General features: G+C 33.4%; 17 protein-coding genes and 1 riboswitch. Of the genes, 15 read left to right on the top strand and 2 right to left on the bottom strand.

Annotated elements, in window-relative coordinates; all coding sequences use genetic code 11:
- Positions 1–35 precede the first annotated feature (35 nt).
- Together BUC29_RS02175 and BUC29_RS02170 are read left to right on the top strand one after the other, a co-directional pair.
- Positions 36–2723, top strand: coding sequence for a carboxypeptidase-like regulatory domain-containing protein (locus BUC29_RS02175; protein WP_073412930.1), 2688 nt, complete (start codon positions 36–38; stop codon positions 2721–2723).
- 91 nt (positions 2724–2814) lie between these two features.
- Positions 2815–5058, top strand: a complete 2244-nt coding sequence (locus tag BUC29_RS02170) for a hypothetical protein (protein ID WP_073412929.1) — start codon at positions 2815–2817, stop codon at positions 5056–5058.
- A gap of 113 nt (positions 5059–5171) precedes the next feature.
- Here the strand turns inward: BUC29_RS02170 and metK are convergent, their stop codons facing one another.
- Positions 5172–6422, bottom strand: a complete 1251-nt coding sequence (gene metK, locus BUC29_RS02165) for a methionine adenosyltransferase (RefSeq protein ID WP_073412928.1) — start codon at positions 6420–6422, stop codon at positions 5172–5174.
- A 533-nt stretch (positions 6423–6955) separates the two neighbouring features.
- On the opposite strand from metK, the gene BUC29_RS02160 reads away from it, so the two are divergent.
- The 11 genes from BUC29_RS02160 (at position 6956) to BUC29_RS02110 (ending at position 20880) form a co-directional block, all read left to right on the top strand.
- On the top strand, positions 6956–9802 hold the full coding sequence (locus tag BUC29_RS02160) for a TonB-dependent receptor plug domain-containing protein (protein WP_073412927.1): 2847 nt from the start codon (positions 6956–6958) through the stop codon (positions 9800–9802).
- 532 nt (positions 9803–10334) lie between these two features.
- Positions 10335–10523 (top strand): hypothetical protein, encoded by a 189-nt coding sequence (locus BUC29_RS02155; RefSeq protein WP_073412926.1) that lies wholly within the window; start codon positions 10335–10337, stop codon positions 10521–10523.
- Positions 10524–10604: 81 nt separating this feature from the next.
- Positions 10605–11909 carry an O-acetylhomoserine aminocarboxypropyltransferase/cysteine synthase family protein gene (locus BUC29_RS02150; RefSeq protein ID WP_073412925.1) on the top strand — a complete coding sequence of 435 codons (1305 nt, stop codon included), beginning with the start codon at positions 10605–10607 and terminating at the stop codon, positions 11907–11909.
- A gap of 212 nt (positions 11910–12121) precedes the next feature.
- Positions 12122–13210, top strand: coding sequence for a homoserine dehydrogenase family protein (locus BUC29_RS02145; RefSeq protein WP_073412924.1), 1089 nt, complete (start codon positions 12122–12124; stop codon positions 13208–13210).
- Positions 13211–13752: 542 nt separating this feature from the next.
- Entirely contained in the window at positions 13753–13953 is a 201-nt protein-coding gene (locus BUC29_RS02140) for a hypothetical protein (protein WP_073412923.1), read from the top strand.
- A 189-nt stretch (positions 13954–14142) separates the two neighbouring features.
- Positions 14143–14251: riboswitch (SAM riboswitch) on the top strand.
- A gap of 78 nt (positions 14252–14329) precedes the next feature.
- Positions 14330–15319, top strand: a complete 990-nt coding sequence (locus BUC29_RS02135) for an alpha/beta fold hydrolase (protein ID WP_073412922.1) — start codon at positions 14330–14332, stop codon at positions 15317–15319.
- A 1-nt stretch (position 15320) separates the two neighbouring features.
- The gene (gene thrA, locus BUC29_RS02130; RefSeq protein WP_073412921.1) at positions 15321–17735 is read left to right on the top strand and encodes a bifunctional aspartate kinase/homoserine dehydrogenase I; all 2415 of its coding nucleotides are present in this window, start codon (positions 15321–15323) and stop codon (positions 17733–17735) included.
- 212 nt (positions 17736–17947) lie between these two features.
- Positions 17948–18373 carry an OsmC family protein gene (locus BUC29_RS02125; protein ID WP_073413581.1) on the top strand — a complete coding sequence of 142 codons (426 nt, stop codon included), beginning with the start codon at positions 17948–17950 and terminating at the stop codon, positions 18371–18373.
- A 133-nt stretch (positions 18374–18506) separates the two neighbouring features.
- Positions 18507–19679 (top strand): trans-sulfuration enzyme family protein, encoded by a 1173-nt coding sequence (locus BUC29_RS02120; protein ID WP_073412920.1) that lies wholly within the window; start codon positions 18507–18509, stop codon positions 19677–19679.
- A gap of 154 nt (positions 19680–19833) precedes the next feature.
- Positions 19834–20334 (top strand): RDD family protein, encoded by a 501-nt coding sequence (locus tag BUC29_RS02115; protein ID WP_073412919.1) that lies wholly within the window; start codon positions 19834–19836, stop codon positions 20332–20334.
- A gap of 135 nt (positions 20335–20469) precedes the next feature.
- Positions 20470–20880 (top strand): RrF2 family transcriptional regulator, encoded by a 411-nt coding sequence (locus tag BUC29_RS02110; protein ID WP_073412918.1) that lies wholly within the window; start codon positions 20470–20472, stop codon positions 20878–20880.
- Positions 20881–20949: 69 nt separating this feature from the next.
- Here the strand turns inward: BUC29_RS02110 and BUC29_RS02105 are convergent, their stop codons facing one another.
- Complete coding sequence (locus BUC29_RS02105; RefSeq protein ID WP_073413579.1) at positions 20950–21732, bottom strand: sulfite exporter TauE/SafE family protein; 783 nt, start codon at positions 21730–21732, stop codon at positions 20950–20952.
- 311 nt (positions 21733–22043) lie between these two features.
- On the opposite strand from BUC29_RS02105, the gene BUC29_RS02100 reads away from it, so the two are divergent.
- The gene (locus BUC29_RS02100; RefSeq protein WP_073412917.1) at positions 22044–22931 is read left to right on the top strand and encodes a sulfite exporter TauE/SafE family protein; all 888 of its coding nucleotides are present in this window, start codon (positions 22044–22046) and stop codon (positions 22929–22931) included.
- A 26-nt stretch (positions 22932–22957) separates the two neighbouring features.
- On the top strand, positions 22958–23668 hold the full coding sequence (locus BUC29_RS02095) for a phosphoadenylyl-sulfate reductase (RefSeq protein ID WP_073412909.1): 711 nt from the start codon (positions 22958–22960) through the stop codon (positions 23666–23668).
- The last annotated feature ends 58 nt before the right edge of the window (positions 23669–23726 follow it).

Below are 23726 nucleotides of genomic sequence, written 5' to 3'. Positions count from 1 at the left end.
TTCAAATTCCAAAATCCAAATTCAATATTCTTATAATGAATAAGATACTTTTTTTATCTGCCTTACTTTTTGCTTCTATATCTTTTTCACAGAGTGTTCGTTTTGACGGATTTATTCAGGACGAACAAAAAAATCCGTTGGAAATGGCCAATATTATGGCTGTAAACAATACGACGAAAGCCATGGATTCGTACGGAATTACCAATGATAAAGGTAAGTTTCAATTAACTCTAAAACCCAACACTTCTTATACAGTAAAAGTAAGTTATCTGGGAATGAAATCAAAAGAAATTGCTGTTTCGACCAAAACTGAAAACATTGCACAAAATATAGTTTTAGACGGCGCAGGAATAGAACTTGAAGGTGTAGAAATAGTTCGGGAAATGCCGGTTTCTATAAAAGGCGATACGATAGTTTATAATGCCGATTCTTTTAAAACCGGAACAGAGCGAAAACTCGAAGATGTCCTGAAAAAACTTCCGGGCGTTGAGGTAAATGCCGATGGAGAAATCGAAGTTGAAGGAAAAAAAGTAAGCAAATTGATGGTTGAAGGAAAAGATTTTTTTGACGGAGATACCAAACTTGGCGTTAAAAATATTCCTGCGGATGCTATTGATAAAGTTCAGGTTTTAAGGAACTTTAATGAAGTAAGTCAATTAAAAGGTTTAGAAAACGATCAGGAAAATGTGGCAATGAATATTAAGCTGAAAGAAGGTAAAAAGAACTTTTGGTTTGGAGATGTAACTGCCGGGATTGGCGTTGCAGAACTCGACAGCCGATATATCATAAACCCAAAATTATTTTATTACAGCCCGGAATACAGCATCAATTTAATTACCAATTTTAATAATATTGGAGAACTGCCGCTTACGGCACAGGATTATTTTAAGTTTACGGGAGGATTTAAAAATATGATGAAAAAAGGCGGAAGTTCCTTTAATATTTCATCAAACGATTTAGGAATTTCGGTTTTAAGAAACAATCGCGCCAAGGAAATCGAAACTAAATTTGGCGCAACCAATTTCTCTTATTCGCCAACAAAAGCCTGGACTTTAAGCGGTTTTGGAATTCTTTCTACTTCAAAAACAGATTTAGAAACCAAATCGCAAACTACTATTCTTGATTCTGGAAATCAGCAGAAAAGGGACGAATTAACACACCAGAAAAACAATTTAGGATTATTCAAATTGAGTTCTACTTATAAACCTAATACAAAATTTCAGTTTGATTATGACGTCTTGACTAAATTATCAAAACAAGATGAAGATACAGATTTGCTTCGTGAATCGGTTGTTAATAATGTTTCGGCAGTCGAAACTATTTTAACGGGCAAAAAGCAAGATCCAACCTCAATAAACCAAAATCTGAGTTTGTATTATACTCAAAGTGATAAAAATGTTTTTGCTTTTGAAATGCAGCATTTATATCAGGATGAAAATCCTTTTTATAATGCGAATCTAAAATCGCAGCCGTTTGATTTATCAGGTTATATTTCTGGCCAGAATCGAAATGATTTAAATCAGGACCGTTTTGTAAAAACCAATAAAATTGATGCGAAATTAGATTACTATTACATGGTTACGCCAAAAAGTAATTTTAATGTTACTTTAGGAAATACTTATTCTTATCAGAACTTCAATTCTCATATTTTTCAAATTTTGGATGACGGAGATAAAAATGATCTAAATACAGCAGAAAACAATAATGATGTTGATTATAATTTTAATGATGTTTTTCTTGGTCTTCATTATAAAATCTTAACGGGTAAATTTACTTTTACGCCCGGTGTCAGCCTGCATTCTTATTCGATGACAAATGCACAGCTGGGGACAGATTATTCTCAAAATTTCACCAAAATTCTGCCTGATTTCTTTGCTTTATATCAAATCAAAAAATCAGAAACGCTTACATATAATTTTTCTCTAACAAATGATTTTACAGATATAAATCAGCTGGCAGCAGGTTATGTTTTATCTGATTACAGCAGTTTGTTTCGAGGAAATCGTGCCTTAGAAAATGCAACTTCGCAAGTACATTCGCTTCGTTATTTTAAGTATAACATGTTTAATTTCGAGAATATTTTTGCAAATGCAACTTATACGAGAAAAGTGGATGCTATTAAAACAGAAGCTAATTTTGACGGAATTAATCAGTCTTCAGTTCCTTATAATTCCAATTTAGCCGATGAAACTTTTTCCGGAATGGGAGCTTACGGACGTTCATTTTTAAAGAATTACAAAGCTTCTGCAAATGCAAGTTTAAACTGGTCAAAATTCAATAATATTCAAAATAACCAGTTAGCAACAACAGAAAGTTTCGTGCAGAGTTATACCGTAAGAGCTTCGACAAATTATAAAAATCTGCCTAATATTGAGTTTGGTTACAATCTTTTAGTCAATAAATACAGCGGTTCAACTTTTTATACAGACAAACCTTTCGCTCGATTAGATTATTATTTTCTGGATAGTTTTTCATTTGTGTCTGAGTATGAATTTTATCATTATTATAATGGAGATAAAACCGTCGATAACGAATATGATTTCTTGAGTGCAAGTTTAATTTATCAAAAGAAAAACAGTAAATGGGAGTATAAAGTATCTGCAACTAATTTGTTAAACACCAGATATCTCAATGACGACAATTTCTCACAATTTTCTACACGAGTTTCTCAATACACAGTACAGCCGCGTTATATCATCTTTTCGATGAAATATAACTTATAATCAGAATTTACTGAAATTTAAAGATTAAGCTGTTATTTTAAATAAGAATGAAATATCTTTACGCTGATATTAACAGCCAAATTTTTATAATATGCGCAATTTTATTTGGATTTTATTACTATTTACTTCGGGAATTTTTATGTCTTATTCTCAAACAAAAGGCATCGAAAAAGGAACTTATCTATCTACAAACAAAGGCCAGAAAATCAAATTAAATTTATTAGATGATAATAAATACGAATTGGTTTTCTACACGGGAGGTTACGAAATTAAAGGAGATTCCTTAAATTTCATTAATACTACAAAATCAGAAAACAGATTTGATCTTTCTTTTGCAACAGATAAAAAAGCAAAAAAGATTAAAATTAAATTTTTAGATCCTTCTTATTATTCTTTTTATATAGGAACACAAAAAGGTTCAGAAACAGTTCAATATCAAAAACTTTCGGATATTAAAGCAAAATCAGATCCAGATTGGGAAAAAACAGATTTGGAATTTGAAATCGAAAAAGCAGACTTTTTATATTTAGTTTACGAAGAATATAACGGAAAAAGCAATGTTTATAAATATGCTTTACCAAAAGATGTTTCTGAAGTGACAATCAATTATGAATTGGAAGTTTTAGGAGATTTAAAAATTGCCGGATTTTATGATAAGAAAACAAACGAGTTGAAAATTTCTGAAAAAGGAGGAAAAAATCCGTTAGTGTTTTTAAATGAAAAAGAAGTACAACCTGTAAAACCTTCTAAAGTTGTTCCTCTTCAAAGTGAAATTGTTTCAAACTGGACTTATCCGGGTAAGACAGATTATGAAGAATTAGTTGACACAGCAACAGCAGTAATTGATACATCAGCAGTAGTTGCTTATACTGAAGCTCCGGCTGCAGCGCAATATAAGTTTAAATTAAAAATAGAAAATAATCTAAAAAGTGCAATCGCAGCAACGAAAGAAAAGAGCAGTAAGTTTCTGGTTGTTTTAGCAGATAATAAAAATAAGTTAGCCAAAACTAATTTTGATGCATTTGTAATAGGTCAGGAAGAGCAGACCTCTTATAATATGTATGATAATTACAATCCGCAATACGACGTTTTCAATTATTATCTGGCCGGAGGAGATGATAAAAAGTGGCTCAAAAACAATAAAATAACGGATGATCCGAGTGTAGTTGTTTTAAACGGAAACGGAGATGTATTAGCAGTTGCAAAATCTGATTTAACAGACAAATCGTATCAGTTTAGTTACTACGGAGATTTTTACAGAAAGCTGCAGCGTGCAGACGCTTTTGTTTCGATTGATAAAGTTTTCAAAAATAAAAAAGCTGCCGATGCTGATTTGATCAGAGCGTTTAACAAAGCAGCATTGTTAGAAACATCATACGATTATGATTCAGACTATACATTAGATGATCCAAATTCTACCGAATTTGTAATCACAAAAGCAACTGTAGATAAAAAAGAAATTGCGCAAACCTGGAAAAAACTAATTGAAGCGCATCAAAAAGATACAAAACCAAACTTGTATTTGGTAGAAACAATAGTAAAAGAAATCAAAAATCAAGGATTTACAAAACAGCTTTTTAACGAAGACAGAATCTTAAACGACACAGATTATTTAGCAATTGATTATCTTTTAAAACACTCAGATACAATTGAAGCAGAACGTGCAGCATTCAATAATAAAGAAGGAGAAATACATACTTTAGGAAATGTTGTTTCTGAAATATCTTTGGCCTTACAGCAAAATACTTATGTTTCTCAGGAAGGAACTTCAGGAGAAGTAAACAAAGACAAGAATATTTCGATTTATAAAAAGATCATCGCTTTAGGAAAAGGAAACTTTGAATCATACCGAAACTATTTTGATTATTTAAGTCAGATAGAAGATAAAGACGGATCGAATACTAATTTCTTAAAAGAATTCGGCACTTATTTTGACTCTAATTTAGCTTCAGAAAAAGGAAGCCCAATTGAAAAATTAGATGCAATATACACCTCATTAGACCCAGCTTCAAGCTATTCTTATGATGGATGGAATTCATTTAAAGATTACCACTCGAATTTGTGTAATGAATCAGCGTGGAAAGTTGTTTTAAAACCTCAAAATGCATCTTTTATAAAAAGTGCTATTGTTTGGTCAGAATACAGTTTGGTAGTAACAAAAAATAATCCTTATTATTTAGACACCTTGGCGCAGTTGTATTATAAAGACGGTCAAAAAGAAAAAGCAATTGCAACTCAGGCTTTGGCGGTAAAATATTTAGATAAAAATGTTGAAGAAGTTACTGCAGGTGAAATAAAAGAAACATTATCAAAAATGCAAAACGGAACGTATTAATAAATTACGCAACAGCTACACAAATAAAAATCCGATTTCTAAATTTTAGAAATCGGATTTTTTATATTTAGGACTAAGATGTCTAACGATCTAAGTCAGTCTAAAAATCTGGATTATAATCCAAAAGCAGCTTTTACCTGATCAACAAAATCAAGTTTTTCCCATGTAAACAACTCAACAGTAACCGTTTTTTCGTTTCCGCCCGGAGCAGAGAAAGTTTTAGTAACCGTTTCTGGTTTACGTCCCATGTGTCCGTAAGCAGCAGTTTCGCTGTAAATTGGATTTCTTAATTTTAATCTTTGCTCGATAAAGTAAGGACGCATATCAAAAATAGACTCTACTTTTTTAGCGATTTCACCGTTAGTTAAGTTAACTTTAGAAGTTCCGTAAGTTTCAATGAAAATTCCCATTGGCTCAGCAACTCCAATAGCGTAAGAAACCTGAACTAAGATTTCGTCAGCAACACCAGCAGCAACTAAGTTTTTAGCGATATGACGAGTTGCATAAGCAGCACTTCTATCCACTTTACTTGGATCTTTTCCAGAGAATGCACCACCACCGTGAGCACCTTTTCCGCCATAAGTATCAACAATGATTTTTCTTCCTGTTAAACCAGTATCTCCGTGAGGTCCCCCAATAACGAATTTTCCTGTTGGGTTAATGTGATAGTTGATTTTATCGTTGAATAAATGTGCGTGTTTAGGGTTTTTAGCGATAATTCTTGGAATCAAAATTTCAACAATATCTTTTTTGATTTTAGCAAGCATTGCCGCTTCTTCATCAAAATCATCATGTTGAGTTGAGATAACAATCGCATCAATACGAGTTGGTTTGTTATCGTCGCTGTATTCTAAAGTAACCTGAGATTTAGCATCCGGACGTAAATACGTGATTTCTTTGTTTTCGCGTCTTAAAATAGCTAACTCTTGTAATAATTTATGAGATAAATCTAATGCCAATGGCATGTAGTTTTCAGTTTCGTTTGTAGCGTAACCAAACATCATTCCCTGATCTCCAGCACCTTGCTCTTCTGGCTTAGCTCTGTCAACACCTTGGTTAATGTCTGCAGACTGCTCGTGAATTGCTGAAAGAATTCCACAAGAATTCGCTTCAAACATATATTCACTTTTAGTATATCCAATTTTACGGATTACCTCACGTGCAATTTGCTGTACATCAAGATAAGTATTCGATTTTACCTCACCTGCTAAAATAACCTGACCAGTAGTAACCAAAGTTTCACAAGCTACTTTTGAGTCAGCATCAAATGCCAGAAAGTTATCAATTAAAGCATCCGAAATTTGATCTGCAACTTTGTCTGGATGCCCTTCACTAACAGATTCTGACGTAAATAAATAAGCCATAATAATTTATTAAATTAACATTAATCGAGGAAAAGTAATTGCTGAAAGTGCTAAAGGAGAATACCTGCTTTAGCATTTTTTACTACCGAAATCCTGGTTTCGGCATTCATAACGAATCATTTCATTATGAAGAGGTTGCAATCAGTTCAAATTTTTCCTCTGTATTCGCGTGCAAAGGTATAAAACCATTTTGATTTGCAAATTAAAGTTCAACTTTTTTTATTTTTTATAGCAGAAATTTAACAGTAATATACTAATTTGATAGGGTAATAGAAAATATTTTGGTTTTTGTTTGGTCAGTTAAAAAATAGTTCGCAAATTTGCCTCGTTAAAATAACAGAACAAATGAAATTTACAGTTTGCAATATGATGTCTTGTAAGATGCCGGAACTTTCCGCAGAGACTCTATTGTAGTTTATTTTCAACCACATAAATAGAACCTCTGCAGGCCGCAGAGGTTTTTTTTGTTTGAAACTGAAAAAACTGTAAGATTTTTTTTAAGCCAAAAACACTAATTAATCAGTAAAAAAGAAATGAAGAAGAATGTACTAATCGTTTTAGGTCTTGTGACATTTTCAGGCCTTTATGCTCAGGATAATAAAACGGAGCAGGATACTTTAAAGAATAATGAATTATTAGAAGTTACCGTAATTGGAACCAGAAATAAAAACAGAGTAAAAACTGATGTTCCGGTTCCTGTTGATGTTTTTAATATTTCTGAAATAACAAAAGGAGCGCCGCAAACCAGCGTAACGCAGATTTTAAATTATGTTGCACCATCTTTTACCAGTAACGCAACATCAACTGCCGATGCAACAGACCACGTTGATCCGGCACAATTAAGAGGTTTAGGCCCGGATCAGGTTTTAATTTTAGTAAATGGAAAACGAAGACATACAAGTGCCTTAGTAAACATAAACGGATCACCGGGAAGAGGATCTGTAGGAACAGATTTAAATGCGATTCCATCTTTCGCCATTGAAAGAATCGAAGTTTTAAGAGACGGAGCAGCAGCACAATACGGTTCTGATGCGATTGCCGGAGTAATCAATATCGTTCTAAAAAAGAATGCCAATTATCTTTCAGGAGGAATTCAGTACGGAACTAATTTATCTTCGGGATCTAACAACTTTAAAGGCGGAGCCGATGGACAAACTGTTCAGGTTGATTTAAACTACGGAACTTCATTAGGAAAACCGGGAAGTTTTTTAAATGTTACCGGAACTGCTGTAACAAGACAAGTGACAAGCCGCGCAGGAATTAGAAGCAATGCCATTTTTAATGCTTACAATGCTGTAGAAAACAGAGCCGCGCAAAACGGAGTTCAGATCAACTCTCTTTTTAGCAATATCAATACGACTCCAAATTCGGTACAAATTATAAGTACGATTCAGCAATATGCGCCGCAGGTAAGTTATTTTACACCGGCACAGCAAAATGCAATTTCATCTGCAACAACAATTGCACAATTGCAGACAGCGCTAAATTTTGATGTAACTAATAATGAATTAGCTTATAGAAATCAGGAAAGAGCCGACTATAATATGAGTGTTGGTCAGTCAGAACTTGCTTCGGGACAAGCCTATTATAATGCAAAATATCCTTTAACCGAAACAACTTCATTGTATTCATTTGGTGGAGTATCATATAGAGATGGAAAATCGTATGCTTTTAACAGATTACCAAATGGTTCAGGAACTTTCACGCAAGTGTATGAAAACGGATTTTTACCGGAAATTGAATCAGGAATTTTAGATGCTTCTGCAGCACTTGGAGTAAATACACAATTATTTGGTTTTGATACTGATTTGAGTTCGAACCTTGGAACAAACTCTTTTAAATATGATGTAAACAATACTATCAATGCAACTTTGGGCGTAAATTCTCCAACAAGTTTTGATGCCGGAAAAGTTTCTTTTTTGCAAAGTACGACCAATTTAGATTTCAGCAGAAAATTTGATTTTCTTTCTGGTTTAAACGTTGCTTTTGGAGGTGAATTCAGATATGAAAATTATCAAATCAAACAAGGAGAAGAAGCTTCATACGGATTATATGATGTAAACGGAACTTTGGTTTCTGGAATTCTGCCAAGCAATTCACCTTTAATTGTGACTGATTTCTTTGGAAACAAACGCGGAGCAGGAGCGCAGGGATTTTCAGGATTTCAGCCTTCAGATGCTAAAGAAAGAGACAGACGAAGCGGTGCAGCTTATCTTGATTTAGAGTTAAATGCTACAGAAAACTGGCTTGTAAATGGTGCGGCACGTTATGAAAATTATTCAGATTTTAGAAGCACAATTAATTTTAAATTAGCTTCTCTTTTAAAACTAAACGAAAATATCAACTGGAGAATTTCTGGACAAACAGGCTTTAGAGCGCCGTCTTTACAACAAAAATATTTCGAAAGCAGTTCAACACAGTTTATTAATGGTTCGCCATATCAGGTTGGCTATTTTACAAATGATTCTCAGGCAGCAAAAAGTATTGGCGTAGAAAATTTAAAACCAGAGAAATCAAAAAGCATCAGTACAGGATTTACATTTAAAATCCCAGAAGCCAATATTACAATCGCAACCGATGCTTATTTCACCAGAATCAACGACAGAATTGTTTTAACTGGTCAATATTCAAGACCAACAGATGCTCAGATTGCTGCAGCAACTTCTCCGCAGCAGGCAGAAGCTTTGACTTTGTTTCAACAGGCTTTTGATACAAAAGGTGTAGAAAGAGCTTCGTTCTGGACAAACGGAATCGACTCTGAAACAAAAGGAATTGATGTTGTAATTTCTCAAAAATACGATGTAATTCAGGATTTTGTAATCAGAAATGATTTTGCTTTGAGTTATAATGAAACTAAAAGAGTAGGAGATTTGCATATTCCGCAGTCTATTGTTAATGCAGGAGGAGATCCTTATATATATTCATTTTTTCCTGAGTCAAGCCGAGTGTATTTAGAAGAAGCAATTCCGAAATTAAAAGCAAACTTAACAACAACTTTCAGCATTAAAAAACTGGACATTTATTTAAGAAACAGTTATTTCGGAAAAGTTACAGATCCGGGAGCAACAGATGTTAATTTAGATGGATTTGCTTCGGTATACGAACATCCGGAATACAGTGCAAAACTGGTAACCGATTTATCTTTCGGATATCAAATCAATGAACATTTTAGAGCAACAGTTGGCTTTAATAATATAGGAGATGTTTATCCGGACAGAAATAATCCATCAACTCCGGCTTTCACAAACACAACTCCAACTTTATCTCCGGCACCAAGTACAGATTTGTCAAATGCCAATCAGTTTGCATATTCAAGAGCTGTATCGCAGTTTGGATTAAACGGAAGATTTGGTTTTGCACGTTTGAGCTTTAAATTCTAAAAAAAGATGGCCCTCAGATTATACAGATTAAACGGATTAACACCGGTTTTTTTGAATCAATAAAATTCTGAAAAGAAATAAGTCACAGATTTTAAGGATTAAACGAATTAGCACTGATTTTTAAAATCAATGTAATCTTTTTAATCTGTGGCTAACCTTTTTCAACCCAGATAAAGGTGCTAATTCGTTTAATCCGTAACATCTGTGGGTCAATTTTTTATAGAAGAAGCCTTTATTTACGTGACTTACAAAAATTTATTGTTAAATATCAAAATTTTATTTGGCAGTTAGAAAAATACTTGTTACATTTACTCTATCGAATTGGTCGAGTTTAAAAAATGAATTAATTTTTAATTACAATGAAAACAATAGCAGGAAAAAATATGATGTGTTGTAGCGTGATGCAAATGTGCATCCAACCTTGCTGTTGCCAAAAGTGAAAGATACAATCTTTGTTATAGTTAAGCTATAAGCCCTTTTGGTCGCCATCCGAAAGGGCTTTTTTCATTTCAATACTTTAAAATTAAAAATCATGAAAACATTAAATTCCATAGCAGTCGAATATTTATTGAGAAACGATTCTCAAAAAGACAATATTAAATCTGAAGAAATATCAAGAGAAATTAGAAGAATAAATGCAGAGCAGGATAGAAAAGTTCAAAAATCATTATTGTTTCAAATGTATGATCCTGAACTCGAACGAGAATTTTCTTTTGCATAAATCCATTCATAATTTCAATTTCAAAAACCAATATCAATTACAATATATAAGTATTAACAATATTTAAAAAACTAAGAAATCATGAGCACACAAAAATTTGCAACCAACGCATTACACGCAGGGCACGATGTTACTAAAAATTCAGGAACACGAGCAGTACCCATTTATCAGACATCATCATATGTATTTAATAATGCTGATCATGCGGCCAATTTATTTGGTCTTGCCGAAGCCGGATTTATTTATACCAGATTAAATAACCCGACAAATGATGTTTTAGAACAGCGCCTTGCAGCACTCGAAGGCGGAATTGGAGCTGTAGTGACAGCATCGGGTGCATCAGCAATTTCAACTGCTTTATTGACTTTATTGAGAGCGGGCGATCATATCGTAGCATCAAACAGTTTATACGGCGGAACTTATAACTTATTAAGTGTAACCTTACCGCGATTAGGAATTACAACCACTTTTGTCGATCCTTCAAATCCTGAAAACTTCACAAAAGCAGCAAAAGAAAATACCAGAGCATTCTTTGTAGAATCTTTAGGAAACCCAAAATTAGACGTATTAGATTTAAAAGGAATTTCGGCACAAGCTAAAGCATTCAAAGTGCCTTTTATAGTAGACAATACAGTTGCGACACCTTATTTATTAAACCCGATTAAATACGGTGCCGATATTGTAATTCACTCTTTAACAAAATATATAGCCGGAAACGGAACGTCATTAGGAGGCGCGATTATCGATGCCGGAAATTTTGACTGGGCCAACGGAAAATTCCCTGAATTTACAGAACCTTCTGCCGGATATCACGGATTAGTATATCACGAAGCTTTAGGAAATGCAGCTTTTATCGCAAAAGCAAGAATCGAAGGATTGCGTGATTTTGGAGCAGCTTTAAGCCCATTTAATGCATTCCAGATTATTCAGGGATTAGAAACACTTCCTATCCGAATTAAAAAACACAGCGAAAATGCTTTGGCTCTGGCTGAATGGTTAGAGAAACAAGATGAGGTAGTCTGGGTAAATTATCCAGGTTTGAAATCAAATAAATATTATGATTTAGCAAAAGAATATCTTCCTGAAGGCCAAAGCGGAATTATCACTTTTGGATTAAAAGGAGGTTTTGATGCCGCTAAAAAAGTGGTAGACGAAACAAGATTGTTCTCACTTCTGGCTAATATTGGTGATACCAAATCGCTGATTATCCACCCGGCGAGCACGACGCATCAGCAATTGTCAGAAGAAGAACAATTAGCTACCGGAGTTACAAAAGATTTAGTCCGACTTTCTGTTGGAATTGAAGATGTTGAAGATTTAATTGCCGATTTACAATCGGTTTTTGAAAGCGTAACTCAGTCGCAGTATAGTATCAATAAAAATTAGGTTTTTTTGTTTTTTGTTTGAAAAATTGCCTTTAGCAGCGTGAGTTCTGCTAGAGGTGATTTTTTATGAAAAGAATTTTTACCATATGTAGAGGCGCACCGCAGTGCGTCTACGTATTTAGCCCCATCTATCATTAAAATGTTTTGCATTAAATGAACTTACATTACTTTATATGGTTTCAATAACACAGATATATTTTAAAAATTAAAATTATGTCAAAGCTTAAAATAAATATTATTCTATTCGGAATAGGAAATATAGGAAGTACATTAATCAATCAGATTATAGAAAGTCAGGAGTTTTTTCTGCAAAGTAAAAATGTCGATTTTCATTTTCCTATAATTACCAATTCTACAGTTGCCTTTTTTGAGAAAGAAGGCGTAGGGTATGCATGGGAAACCAATTTTAGACAATTGGCAGTGCCGTTTAGGGTCGAAGATATTATCGAATTTGCAAAAGAAAACGAATTTGAAAATCTAATTGCAGTCGATGCAACTGCGAGTGATGAACTTATAGGTCATTATAATACGTTAATCCAAAACGGTTTTAATATTGTTGCCGTAAATAAAAAAGCAAACACGCTCCCAATTGATCTTTATAAGCAATTAAGAGAAAATCTTAAAAAGTACGATAAAGAGTTTTTGTATGAAACCTCCGTGGATACAGGAGTTCCGGTTTTACAGACATTAAGAGATTTGTACTATTCCGGAGAAAAAATCACAAAAATCCGCGGTGTATTTTCAGATAATCTAAGTTATGTATTTAATCGTTTTTCTGCCGAAGAAAATACCTTTTCGTCTATTTTGAAAGATGCCAGTCTTCTCGGATTAATGCGTTCTACATTTAAAGAAGACTTATCAGGAAACGATACAGCAAGAAAATTATTGATTTTAACCCGTGAAATTGGAAAAGAATTTGACTTTTCGGATATTAAAATTAATTCTCTTATTCAGGAAGAACATTTAGAGAAAAACGGAATTCTCAATAAAGATGCAGTCGACAGATCATTTAAAATTGCTAAAATAACCCAAAAAGACAATCATGTTTTACGATATATTGGTGAATTTGATGTCGAAAAAAATACACTCGAAGTAAAATTAGTATCAGAACCCGTGACATCGGCAATTGGTCAGCTAAAAGGTTCCGATTCTATTTTTGAAATCTATACCCAGTCGTATGCCAATACACCTATTGTAATTCAGAGTGCACCGCCATGCAAACAAGCTATTTCAAGAGGCTTGATAACAGACATTTTAAAAGTTGCCGAAAAAATAAAAAATAAAGAAGCTGTCTGGCTGTAAAAGTGGCTTTAATATTAGTAGTTCTTTGATAGATTGAAACTAAAGTTAGTTAATTTTTTGTAAGACAAAACTTTCTTTCGTTCAAATTGGAATTTTGTAAGACGTTTTTTAACGATAAAAAGCTGTTTTTTAACGTTTTTTAAGAAAAATAAGGCTTTTATAACTTGGAATATTCGAAAATTATTCGCACATTTGTAAGACAAGTAAGATCTGTTAAAAATACAGGTTTATTTGTTAAAATAAATATTCGCTTTTGAGGTCCTAATCAAATCTGAAAAAAGCTTTAAAGAAAAATACATGCAAGATTTTTTTAAAATAACAGTCAAATCGCAAATGAATAAGTCCCTACAGATGAACAAGATGTTTAATGTCGCACGTATTTGTGTACGCGTCTGTTGATACTAAAAGTATATATAAGTTGTATAAAAACTTAGACCCTTTTGGTATTAAAAATCCAAAAGGGTTTTTTTATTCCTTTTGGCAGGATAACAAAGAATTAAAGAAAAAATAAAGATTACAATAACTAACTTAAACTTAATAATATGAGCGCAATTACTTACTTAAGAAAAAAACTTTCAACGTACAGAAACATAAAAGCTGAAAGAAACAACCCGCCGCCTGCAAACGAATTAATCCACCCAAGTTTCGGTGTAACTGAAACAGATAAAAAAGCGGTAAAAAAAGCACCAAATTCATTATTGTTTTTGATGTATTCAAAAGAAAATGAAACCCTTTTCATCTAACTTGAAAAGCAGCCATAAAATAGGTTAAAACCTGCATGACTTTACTGGGCATAACGTTCGGTAATTTTGTGCGTACAAAAGTTTCTGATTGAATAATGTTTAAGAAATTGAAGAATCAGTTTCGATAAAATTTGTTAGTTTAAGAAATTAGTAGTTAATTTGCACCGTTAAGTTCAAAAACGTATTGAAATGTTATAAAGAAAGGAGGAGGGATTAGACCCGATGAATCCTTAGCAACCCTTCGTTAATTCGAAGAAGGTGCTGCATTCTACCACGCCCAAACGTGGAAAGATAACAACAAGAATTTTTTCTAGTTTCAAACTCTAGACTTTCTTTCTAATATTTCCACATACAAATCAAAAAAGTAAAAAAAGATTTGAAATTGGAAAATATACCAAGTCCCATTATAATTCAAGATTTCATCACCGAAAGTGGTGCATTGTATTCGTCGTTACCGTTAAGTTTTACACTTGCTGGTAAACCGCTGTATACTGCTCCAATTGTATTGGTAAATCACGCCTTAACCGGAAACGCAAATGTGACTGGCGAAAATGGCTGGTGGAATGATTTAATAGGCGAAGCAAAAACCATCGATACCAATCAATATACCGTTTTGGCGTTTAATGTTCCAGGAAACGGAAACGATTCTTTCCTAATCGAAAATTATCAGGATTTTACAACCAGAGATATTGCCAAAATCTTCATCAAAGGCTTAAAAGCTTTAAGTATCGAAAAGGTATTTGCCATAATCGGCGGTTCTGTCGGCGGCGGCGTTGCCTGGGAAATTCTGGCTTTAGAACCCAACATTACAGAACATTTAATTCCTATTGCAACAGACTGGAAATCGACCGACTGGATGATTGCCAATTGTTTTTTGCAGGAGCAGATTCTGAATAATTCTTCAAAACCAATCGAAGATGCGAGAATCCATGCTATGTTGTGTTACCGCTCACCGGAATCATTCAAAGAAAAATTCCAGAGAACTATCAATCAGGATCTTTTGATTTTTAATATCGAAAGCTGGCTGGCACATCACGGAAAAAAATTACAGCAGCGCTATCAATTAGCATCTTATAAATTGATGAACCAGCTGCTTAAAACCATAGATATTACCAGAAATAGTGAGGATTTCGAAACGTTAATATCCAAATCAAACGCTGCGATTCATATCGTTGCAATCAATTCAGATTTGTTTTTTACACCAAAAGAAAATCTGGAAACTTACAATGAATTAAAGAAATTTAAAAACAATGTTTTTTACAGCGAAATTGATTCGGTTCACGGACATGACGCTTTTTTAATCGAGTACAAACAATTAGATCATTTACTTGCCGGAATTTTTAAGGCAGAAACAATAGCAAAATAAAATGAAAATATTAAAATTTGGAGGTAAATCATTATCAAACGGAGAAGGACTTAACAAAGTAGTTTCAATCATTTCTGATAAAGTAAATCAAGGCGAAAAAATTGCCGTAGTCGTTTCTGCACGCGGAAATGCGACAGATGAATTAGAAGATATCTTAAGAATTGCTGCTAAAAACGGAAATTACAAACCACTTTTAGAAAGTTTTAAAGCTTACCAAACTTCAGATTATCCGCAGGTAGATTTATCTGAAGAATTTAATATTTTGGATAAATTATTCGAAGGAGTAAGCTTAATTGGCGATTACAGCAACAAAATCAAAGATCAGATTTTATCTAAAGGCGAATTGCTTTCAGCAAAATTATTGACTTCAATTTTAGTTGAAAAAGGAATTCCGGCCAATTTTGTGGATACAAGAGAATTATTAAAAACAGATTCTAAATTTGGTGACGCTCAGCCTTTGGAACAACTTTCAAAGAAAAACGTAATAAACTATTTCAAATTACATAACGGAGAAACAGTCAATATCGTTACAGGTTTCATTGGTTCAAACAACAACAACGACACCACAACTTTAGGAAGAAACGGAAGCAATTATACCGCTTCTTTAATTGCTAATTATCTTGATGCCGAAGAACTTCAAAACTTCACACACGTTGACGGAATCTACACAGCAAATCCTGATCTAGTTGCCGATGCTAAAAAAATCGAATATTTATCATTTAATGAAGCGAATGAATTAGCGAATTTTGGCGCGACAATTCTACACGCCAAAACGATAATTCCATTATTAGAAAAAAATATTCCGCTTCGTATTTTAAATACTTTCAATCACGAAAATCACGGTACATTAATCACTTCAAATTCTCAAAAAGAAGGAATTAAAACGCTTTCTGTTTTAGAAAATGTTTCACTTGTAAATCTTGAAGGACGCGGATTACTTGGAAAAGCCGGAGTTGATGCCCGAATTTTTAAAGTTATGGGCGATCACAACATCAGTGTAAGTATCATTTCACAAGGTTCTTCAGAAAGAGGAATTGGATTGGTTGTGGCAAAAGACAAAGCTACTCTGGCGATGGTTGAGTTAGAAAAAGAGTTCGAAAACGACTTTTATTCTAAAGATGTAAATCAGATTACAGTAACAGATAATGTTTCGGTAATTTCGATTATCGGGCAGGATTTGAGTACTTTCCACAAACCTTATACGGCTTTAATCAAAAATAAAATAGTTCCAATTTTATTCAACAACACGGTTACAGGCAAAAACGTGAGTTTGGTTGTGAAAAAAGAAGAACTAACAAAAGCTTTAAACGTAATTCACGGAGAGATTTTTGGAGTTTCTAAAAAAATCAACATTGCAATTTTCGGTCACGGATTAGTGGGCGGAACTTTGATCAATCAAATTTTAGAATCGGCTTCTTCAATTGAAAAACGTAAAGATATTAAGCTGAATGTTTTCGCAATTGCGAATTCTAAAAAGCTTCTTTTAAATAAAAATGGCGTAACTTCAAGCTGGAAAAACGATATTGAAACAAAAGGAGAACCGTATACAATTAAAGATATTATCGCTTATGCAAATGAGTATCATTTAGAAAACTTAATTGCGATTGATAATACGGCAAGTGCATCATTTGTAGAAAATTATGTTCCGCTTGTAGAAAGCAGTTTCGATTTGATTTCTTCAAATAAAGTGGCGAATACATTGACGTATGGTTTTTATAAAGAATTGAGAAAAGCTTTGGCAGAAAACCAAAAGAATTATTTATACGAAACCAATGTTGGTGCAGGTTTACCGTTAATTGATACAATTAAATTACTGCATCTTTCAGGAGAAAATATCACAAAAATTAAAGGGGTTTTCTCTGGAACATTAAGTTATTTATTCAATAATTTTTCGGCAAAAGATGTTCCGTTTAGCGAAATTCTGAAAGAAGCCATTGATAACGGATATACAGAACCGGATCCGCGTGAAGATCTATGCGGAAATGATGTGGGAAGAAAATTATTGATTTTGGCAAGAGAATTAGATTTGCAAAATGAGTTTGAAGAAATCTCAATTCAAAACCTAATTCCGGAACATTTAAGAGAAGGAAATGTTTCTGATTTCTTGACAAAATTAAAAGAATTCGATCCAATTTACGAGAAAATAAAAGCCGATCAACAACCAAATCACGTATTAAGATACATTGGTGAATTGTCTGGAGATTTGCAAAATGATAAAGGAAATCTTGAAGTAAAACTAGTATCAGTACCAAAAGATACTGCTTTAGGCGGATTAAAAGGTTCAGATTCTTTCTTCGAAATTTATACAGAATCTTACGGAGATCGTCCAATCGTTATTCAGGGAGCCGGTGCAGGTTCTGCTGTTACGGCGAGAGGAGTTTTCGGAGATATTTTGAGATTATCTGATAAAGGGTAATTGATTTTAGATTTTAGAATTCAGATTTTAGATTGTTGATTTCACAGAGTTTTGCTACTGTTTGTCATTTCGACGAAGGAGAAATCTCCGCAAGTAGCTCGACAAAGTAATGTCAATCTTTGTCGATTTAGCAACGAAGATTTCTCCTTCGTCGAAATGACAAGATTGTGGAAATTATACAGAAAAACAAAAACAAAAAAAATAACAACACAATGAAAGTAACTTTAAACAGAGTAAATGACGCATTTCATTTTAAAGTAAAAAATGAGCGCGGACATGTAGTTGACGTTGACAGCAGAGCCGAATTTGGCGGAAGCGATTTAGGCGCAAGTCCAATGGAATTGGTATTAATGGGCGTTGCAGGATGCAGCGCAATTGATATGATTTCGATTTTGAAAAAACAGCGTCAGGAAATCACTTCTTTTAACGCTGAGGTTGAAGGAACGCGTGTCCAGATTGAAGAAGCAAAACCTTTTAAAGAAATCGATGTGGTTTTTTATTTAGAAGGAGAAATCAATCCGGATAAAGCAAAAAAAGCAGCTCAGCTTTCTTTTGAGAAATACTGCTCAGTTGCCAAAACAGTTGAACCAACGGCAACAATTAGCTACAAAGTTGTACTAAACAACGAAGCTTTATAAATTAGATAATTAGTCAATTAGATAATTTGAAAATGCTCAGATTGTGCATAAATAATTGACTTGTTTAAGTTTAGATTTCAGTTTTAAAACTTGAAACCTGAAACTTGAAACAAAAAAACAAAAAAACAACACAATGAATACAGAAGAATTTGGTTTTGAAACACAAGCCATTAGAACACAATTAGAAAGATCTCAGTATCTGGAACATTCGGTGCCTTTGTACCTATCGTCAAGTTTTGTTTTTGAAGATGCCGAAGATATGAGAGCTTCTTTTACAGAAGAAAAAGAAAGAAATATTTACAGCCGTTTCAGCAACCCGAACACGACAGAATTTGTGGAGAAAATCTGCAAAATGGAAGGTGCTGAGGCTGGTTATGCATTTGCAACCGGAATGGCGGCAGTTTATTCGACTTTTGCAGCTTTATTAAATGCAGGAGATCACATCGTTTCGGCAAGCAGCGTTTTTGGTTCTACGCATGCTTTGTTTATGACTTATTTTCCAAAATGGAATATTGAAACATCGTATTTTGAAATCAATAAGCCGGAAACAATTGAAGGTCTTATCAAACCAAATACCAAAATATTATATGCAGAATCACCAACAAATCCTGGTGTAGATGTAATTGATTTGCAATTGTTGGGAGATATTGCCAAAAAACACAATTTGATTTTAATAATCGACAACTGTTTTGCAACGCCATATTTACAGCAGCCAATTAAATTTGGAGCGCATTTGGTAGTGCATTCAGCAACCAAATTAATCGACGGACAAGGACGTGTTTTAGGCGGTGTTACTGTTGGAAGTGAAGATTTAATCAGACAGATTTATTTATTTTCAAGAAATACAGGTCCGGCTTTGTCGCCGTTTAATGCCTGGGTTTTATCAAAAAGTTTAGAAACTTTAGCCATTCGTGTAGAAAGACATTGCGAAAATGCTTTGAAAGTAGCTGAGTTTTTAGAAAGTCATCCAAACGTAAACAGCGTAAAATATCCGTTCCTGAAATCGCATCCACAATACGAAATCGCTAAAAAACAAATGAAACATGGTGGGAACATTATTGCGTTTGAAATTAAAGGCGGAATTGAAGCGGGAAGAAAATTCCTGAATTCAATTAAACTTTGTTCGTTATCAGCAAATATTGGAGACACGAGATCAATTGTTACGCATCCGGCTTCTACAACGCACAGCAAATTATCTGAAGAAGATCAATTGGCTGTTGGAATCACGCAAGGTTTAGTTCGTGTTTCTGTAGGTTTAGAAACCGTAGAAGATGTAATTGCTGATTTAAAACAAGCTTTAGGATAGCAATTTTAGATTTTCTAAATCATATAATGACGATTTTTGACTGTAATTTTATTACTGTTAAAAATCGTCATTCTTTTTTAATGGTTATTTCATTAAAAAATATATTTTTGTTTTCATTATAAATTTTAAATCAATTTAGTAAACTAACCAAACCATGAGTAACACTACTTATATTCTTGATGAAAAATTACTGGCATCAAACGGAAGCCGATTTATAAACTATATTATAGATGTAGTTACAGTTTTTGTTCTAATTTTTGTTTTTGGAATTGTCATGGCTCTTCTGGCAAATCTTTTTGGCTTAAACGGATTGATGTACTGGCTTGGAAATATGAGCGATTTTGAAGGGCAAATTCTGTTTTTTGCTATTTTAATTTTTTACTACACCTTTACAGAAACTTTTTTTGGAAGAACTTTAGGTAAATTTATCACGGGGACTATTGTGGTAGATGAGAATGGAGAAAGACCTTCTATTGGTACTATTTTTAAAAGAACTTTATGTCGACTAATTCCTTTTGATGCACTTTCTTTTTTAGGAAACAGAGGCTGGCACGATTCTATTTCGGATACGTATGTGGCTAATAAAAAAGATTTAGAAAAAGAAGTAAAACTATTTCACGAATTCAATTTAATAGGAAGTAACGAAGTAATCTGATAGATTTAGTAGAATTTAACTAACTGACTGTTATTTTTCTCATTTAAAAAGCCTATTTTTGTTGCAGAAAAATATAAAACTCGTTTATTTTAGAAAAAATCTAAAATATGCAGTTTAAATCTAAAACATATTATAGTGCTTTCAAAGAAAACAAAATACGGAATCAAAGCTTTAACTTACTTAGCCAGACGCGAAAATAATGAACCTGTTCAAATCGCTGAAATTGCCAAAAACGAGCATATTTCGATAAAATTTTTAGAAAGTATTTTATTGTTATTAAGAAATTCAGGATTTCTTGGTGCAAAAAAAGGTAAAGGCGGAGGTTATTATCTGATAAAAGATCCAAAGGATATCAGTATGGCAAAAGTTTATCGCATTCTGGAAGGTCCTATTGCACTGCTTCCGTGTGCGAGTCATAATTTTTATGAAAAATGCGATGACTGTGATGATGAATCTACCTGTGCGGCAAGACGTTTAATGACAGAGGTTCGTGATAATACACTTAAAATATTAGAAAGTAATTCTTTGGCAGATATTGCGTTTTAAAGAATAACTATAACTATAAAAAAGACCATTTCTAGAATTTGAAATGGTCTTTTTTTATATGAGTGATAATTAAAAAATCAATTTATATCCGGCTAGAAAGAGCATTACAGCGATTGCATTTCTAAGAAATAAATCGGGAACTTTTCCGCTTAAACTACTTCCTATATAAATTCCCGGAAGCGATCCTAATAATAATTGTCCTAACAGAACTAAATCTAAATTCCCCATAGAAGCGTGGCCAATTCCGGCAACCAATGTTAATGGAACAGCATGGGCAATTTCAGTACCAACTAAACGAGGTGTTGGCAAAAGAGGGTAAAGAAAAAATAAAGTTACCGTTCCTAAAGCACCGGCTCCAATAGAAGTCAGAGTTACAGTTGCTCCCAATAAAACACCAATTCCTATAGTCAGCATATTTTGAGTATGACTTTCGCTATGAAATTTGTCTCCCGCATGTTTTTGAGAAAAAACCAAAAGTTTCTTTTTGAATATAATGGCAACAGATGTAAATAATAATGCCCACCCCAAACTGTATTTAATTACACTGTTTATTGTTTCAATATCAGTTTTAATGCTGTTTAAAATCCATAATGTCAATAAAGAAGCGGGAACACTGCCAAGTGTTAACCAGCCTGTAATTTTCCAGTTAATATTGCCTTTTTTATGATGAACAAAAACACCGCCCATTTTGGTAAAAGCTGCATAAAGTAAATCTGTACCTACCGCTGTTGTTGGAGAAATACGAAAATATAATAAAATTGGAGTCATTAAGGAACCGCCTCCAACTCCTGTTAATCCAACAATAAAACCTACAACTAATCCAGCAATTACAAGACCAATTTGAAAATCCATAAATAAAAATTTGGCGCTAAAATACAACATTTTTATAATTATTCTATAGATATTGTAGAGGTTAAAAAAGGTATTTAAAAACCAAATCTTTGAATGGAATTTATTGTTTCAAAACAACGTAATCAGCCCTTATTTGTGAAATTATGAAGTTGAAGTTTTAAATATCTCTTTTAGAAACTACTAAATAAATAACTGAGGTTTAAAAAAACGATAATATTGCTTTGTAATTTAGAAATAAGTAGTATTTTTGCAAAGTAATCTACTAACCCGATAGGGTAATAGATTTTTAAATCAAATTTAATTATTTTAATATGGAAAAAGAACTGAAAATAAATACGGTTGATTCTTTTAAAGAAAAGCTTTGGATTGGAATTCCTGTTGTTTTATTAGTAGGTTTATTATCTGTATTAATATACAATCATCACGCAGAATTTACGTGGGATGGATTTGTGAATGGTTTTAATGCAGAGTTTTTAGTGTTTTTAGCCATTGGAGTTTTTGCCCAATTGGTTGACGGAACTTTAGGAATGGGTTACGGAGCGACTTCGACTTCGTTTTTATTGGCTTATGGAGTTCCGCCGGTTGTGAGCAGTACAGCGGTTCACGTTTCGGAAATGTTTACAACGGGAGCATCGGCCCTTTCTCATCATAGATTCGGAAACATCAATAAAAAACTGGTAAAGCATTTATTGATTCCGGGAGTTTTAGGTTCAATTACTGGAGCTTACTTATTATCTGATGTAATCGACGGGGATGTTATTAAGCCTTTTATTGCGGTTTATATGATGATTTTGGCAATAGTTATTATCAGAAAGGCATTAAAAAAGAATATTTTAAAAAAGAAAACCAAAAGATTAGGCGCTTTAGCTGTTTTTGGAGGATTTATGGATTCTGTTGGAGGCGGAGGCTGGGGTCCAATCGTAACTTCGACTTTATTAGGAAGAGGAAGAAATCCGAGATATACTATTGGTTCGGTAAACGCAGCTGAGTTTGCGATTTCATTTGCAAGCGGAATCACATTCATGCTTTTTGGAGGAATCCATGGCTGGCAGGTGATCATCGGATTGATTTTAGGAGGAGTAGTTTCAGCGCCATTAGCAGCTTATTTAGTGAATAAAATCAAAAGAAAACCAATGATGGTTGCCGTTGGGATTCTAATTATATTATTGAGTTTAAAAACATTATCTAAATTATTGTAAAAGATAATTTTAGAAAGGAGAGATTTATGAGTGCGAGTATTGTACAAGAATTATTAGAGAAAACTGCAGCTTTTTCGCTTGACGAAACCTTAGTTTTTTTAGCAAAAGAATTTCCTGGAAAAGTAATTTTTTCGACTTCTTTTGGCCAGGAAGATCAGGTAATTACCGATTTTATTGCAAAAAGTAATACTGATATTAAGGTGTTTACTTTAGACACAGGGAGATTATTTCAGGAAACGTATGATGTTTTTCATAAAACATTAAAAAAATACAAAAGACCAATCGAAGTTTATTTCCCAGAAGCAGCTTCAGTAGAAAATCTGCTTCAGACGAAAGGACCAAACAGTTTTTATGATTCAGTTGAAAACAGAAAAGAATGCTGTTTTATTCGAAAAGTGGTTCCGTTACGAAAAGCCTTGGCAGGAAACTCAGTTTGGATTACAGGTTTAAGAGCAGAACAATCAGAAAACAGACATGATCTAAGTTTGTTTGAATACGATGGAAACTTCGAAATCATTAAATTCAATCCGTTATTAAAATGGACTTTAGAAGAAGTTGAGACATATCTTTCAGAAAACAATGTTCCTCAAAATGCATTGCATAAACAAGGTTTCGTAAGCATCGGATGTGCGCCTTGTACAAGAGCGATTTTTCCTGGAGAAGACATCAGAGCCGGAAGATGGTGGTGGGAATCAAGCCATAAAGAGTGTGGTTTGCATAGCGCTAAGAAAGAGTAGTTAGAGGCAAGAAGCAAGACTTTCTTTTAGAAAATAGATTATAGAATAAAGAATATAG

The sequence above is a fragment of the Flavobacterium defluvii genome (genome assembly GCF_900129555.1).
Classification (GTDB): Bacteria; Bacteroidota; Bacteroidia; order Flavobacteriales; family Flavobacteriaceae; genus Flavobacterium; species Flavobacterium defluvii.
This window is presented reverse-complemented; position numbering and strand designations above follow the sequence as displayed.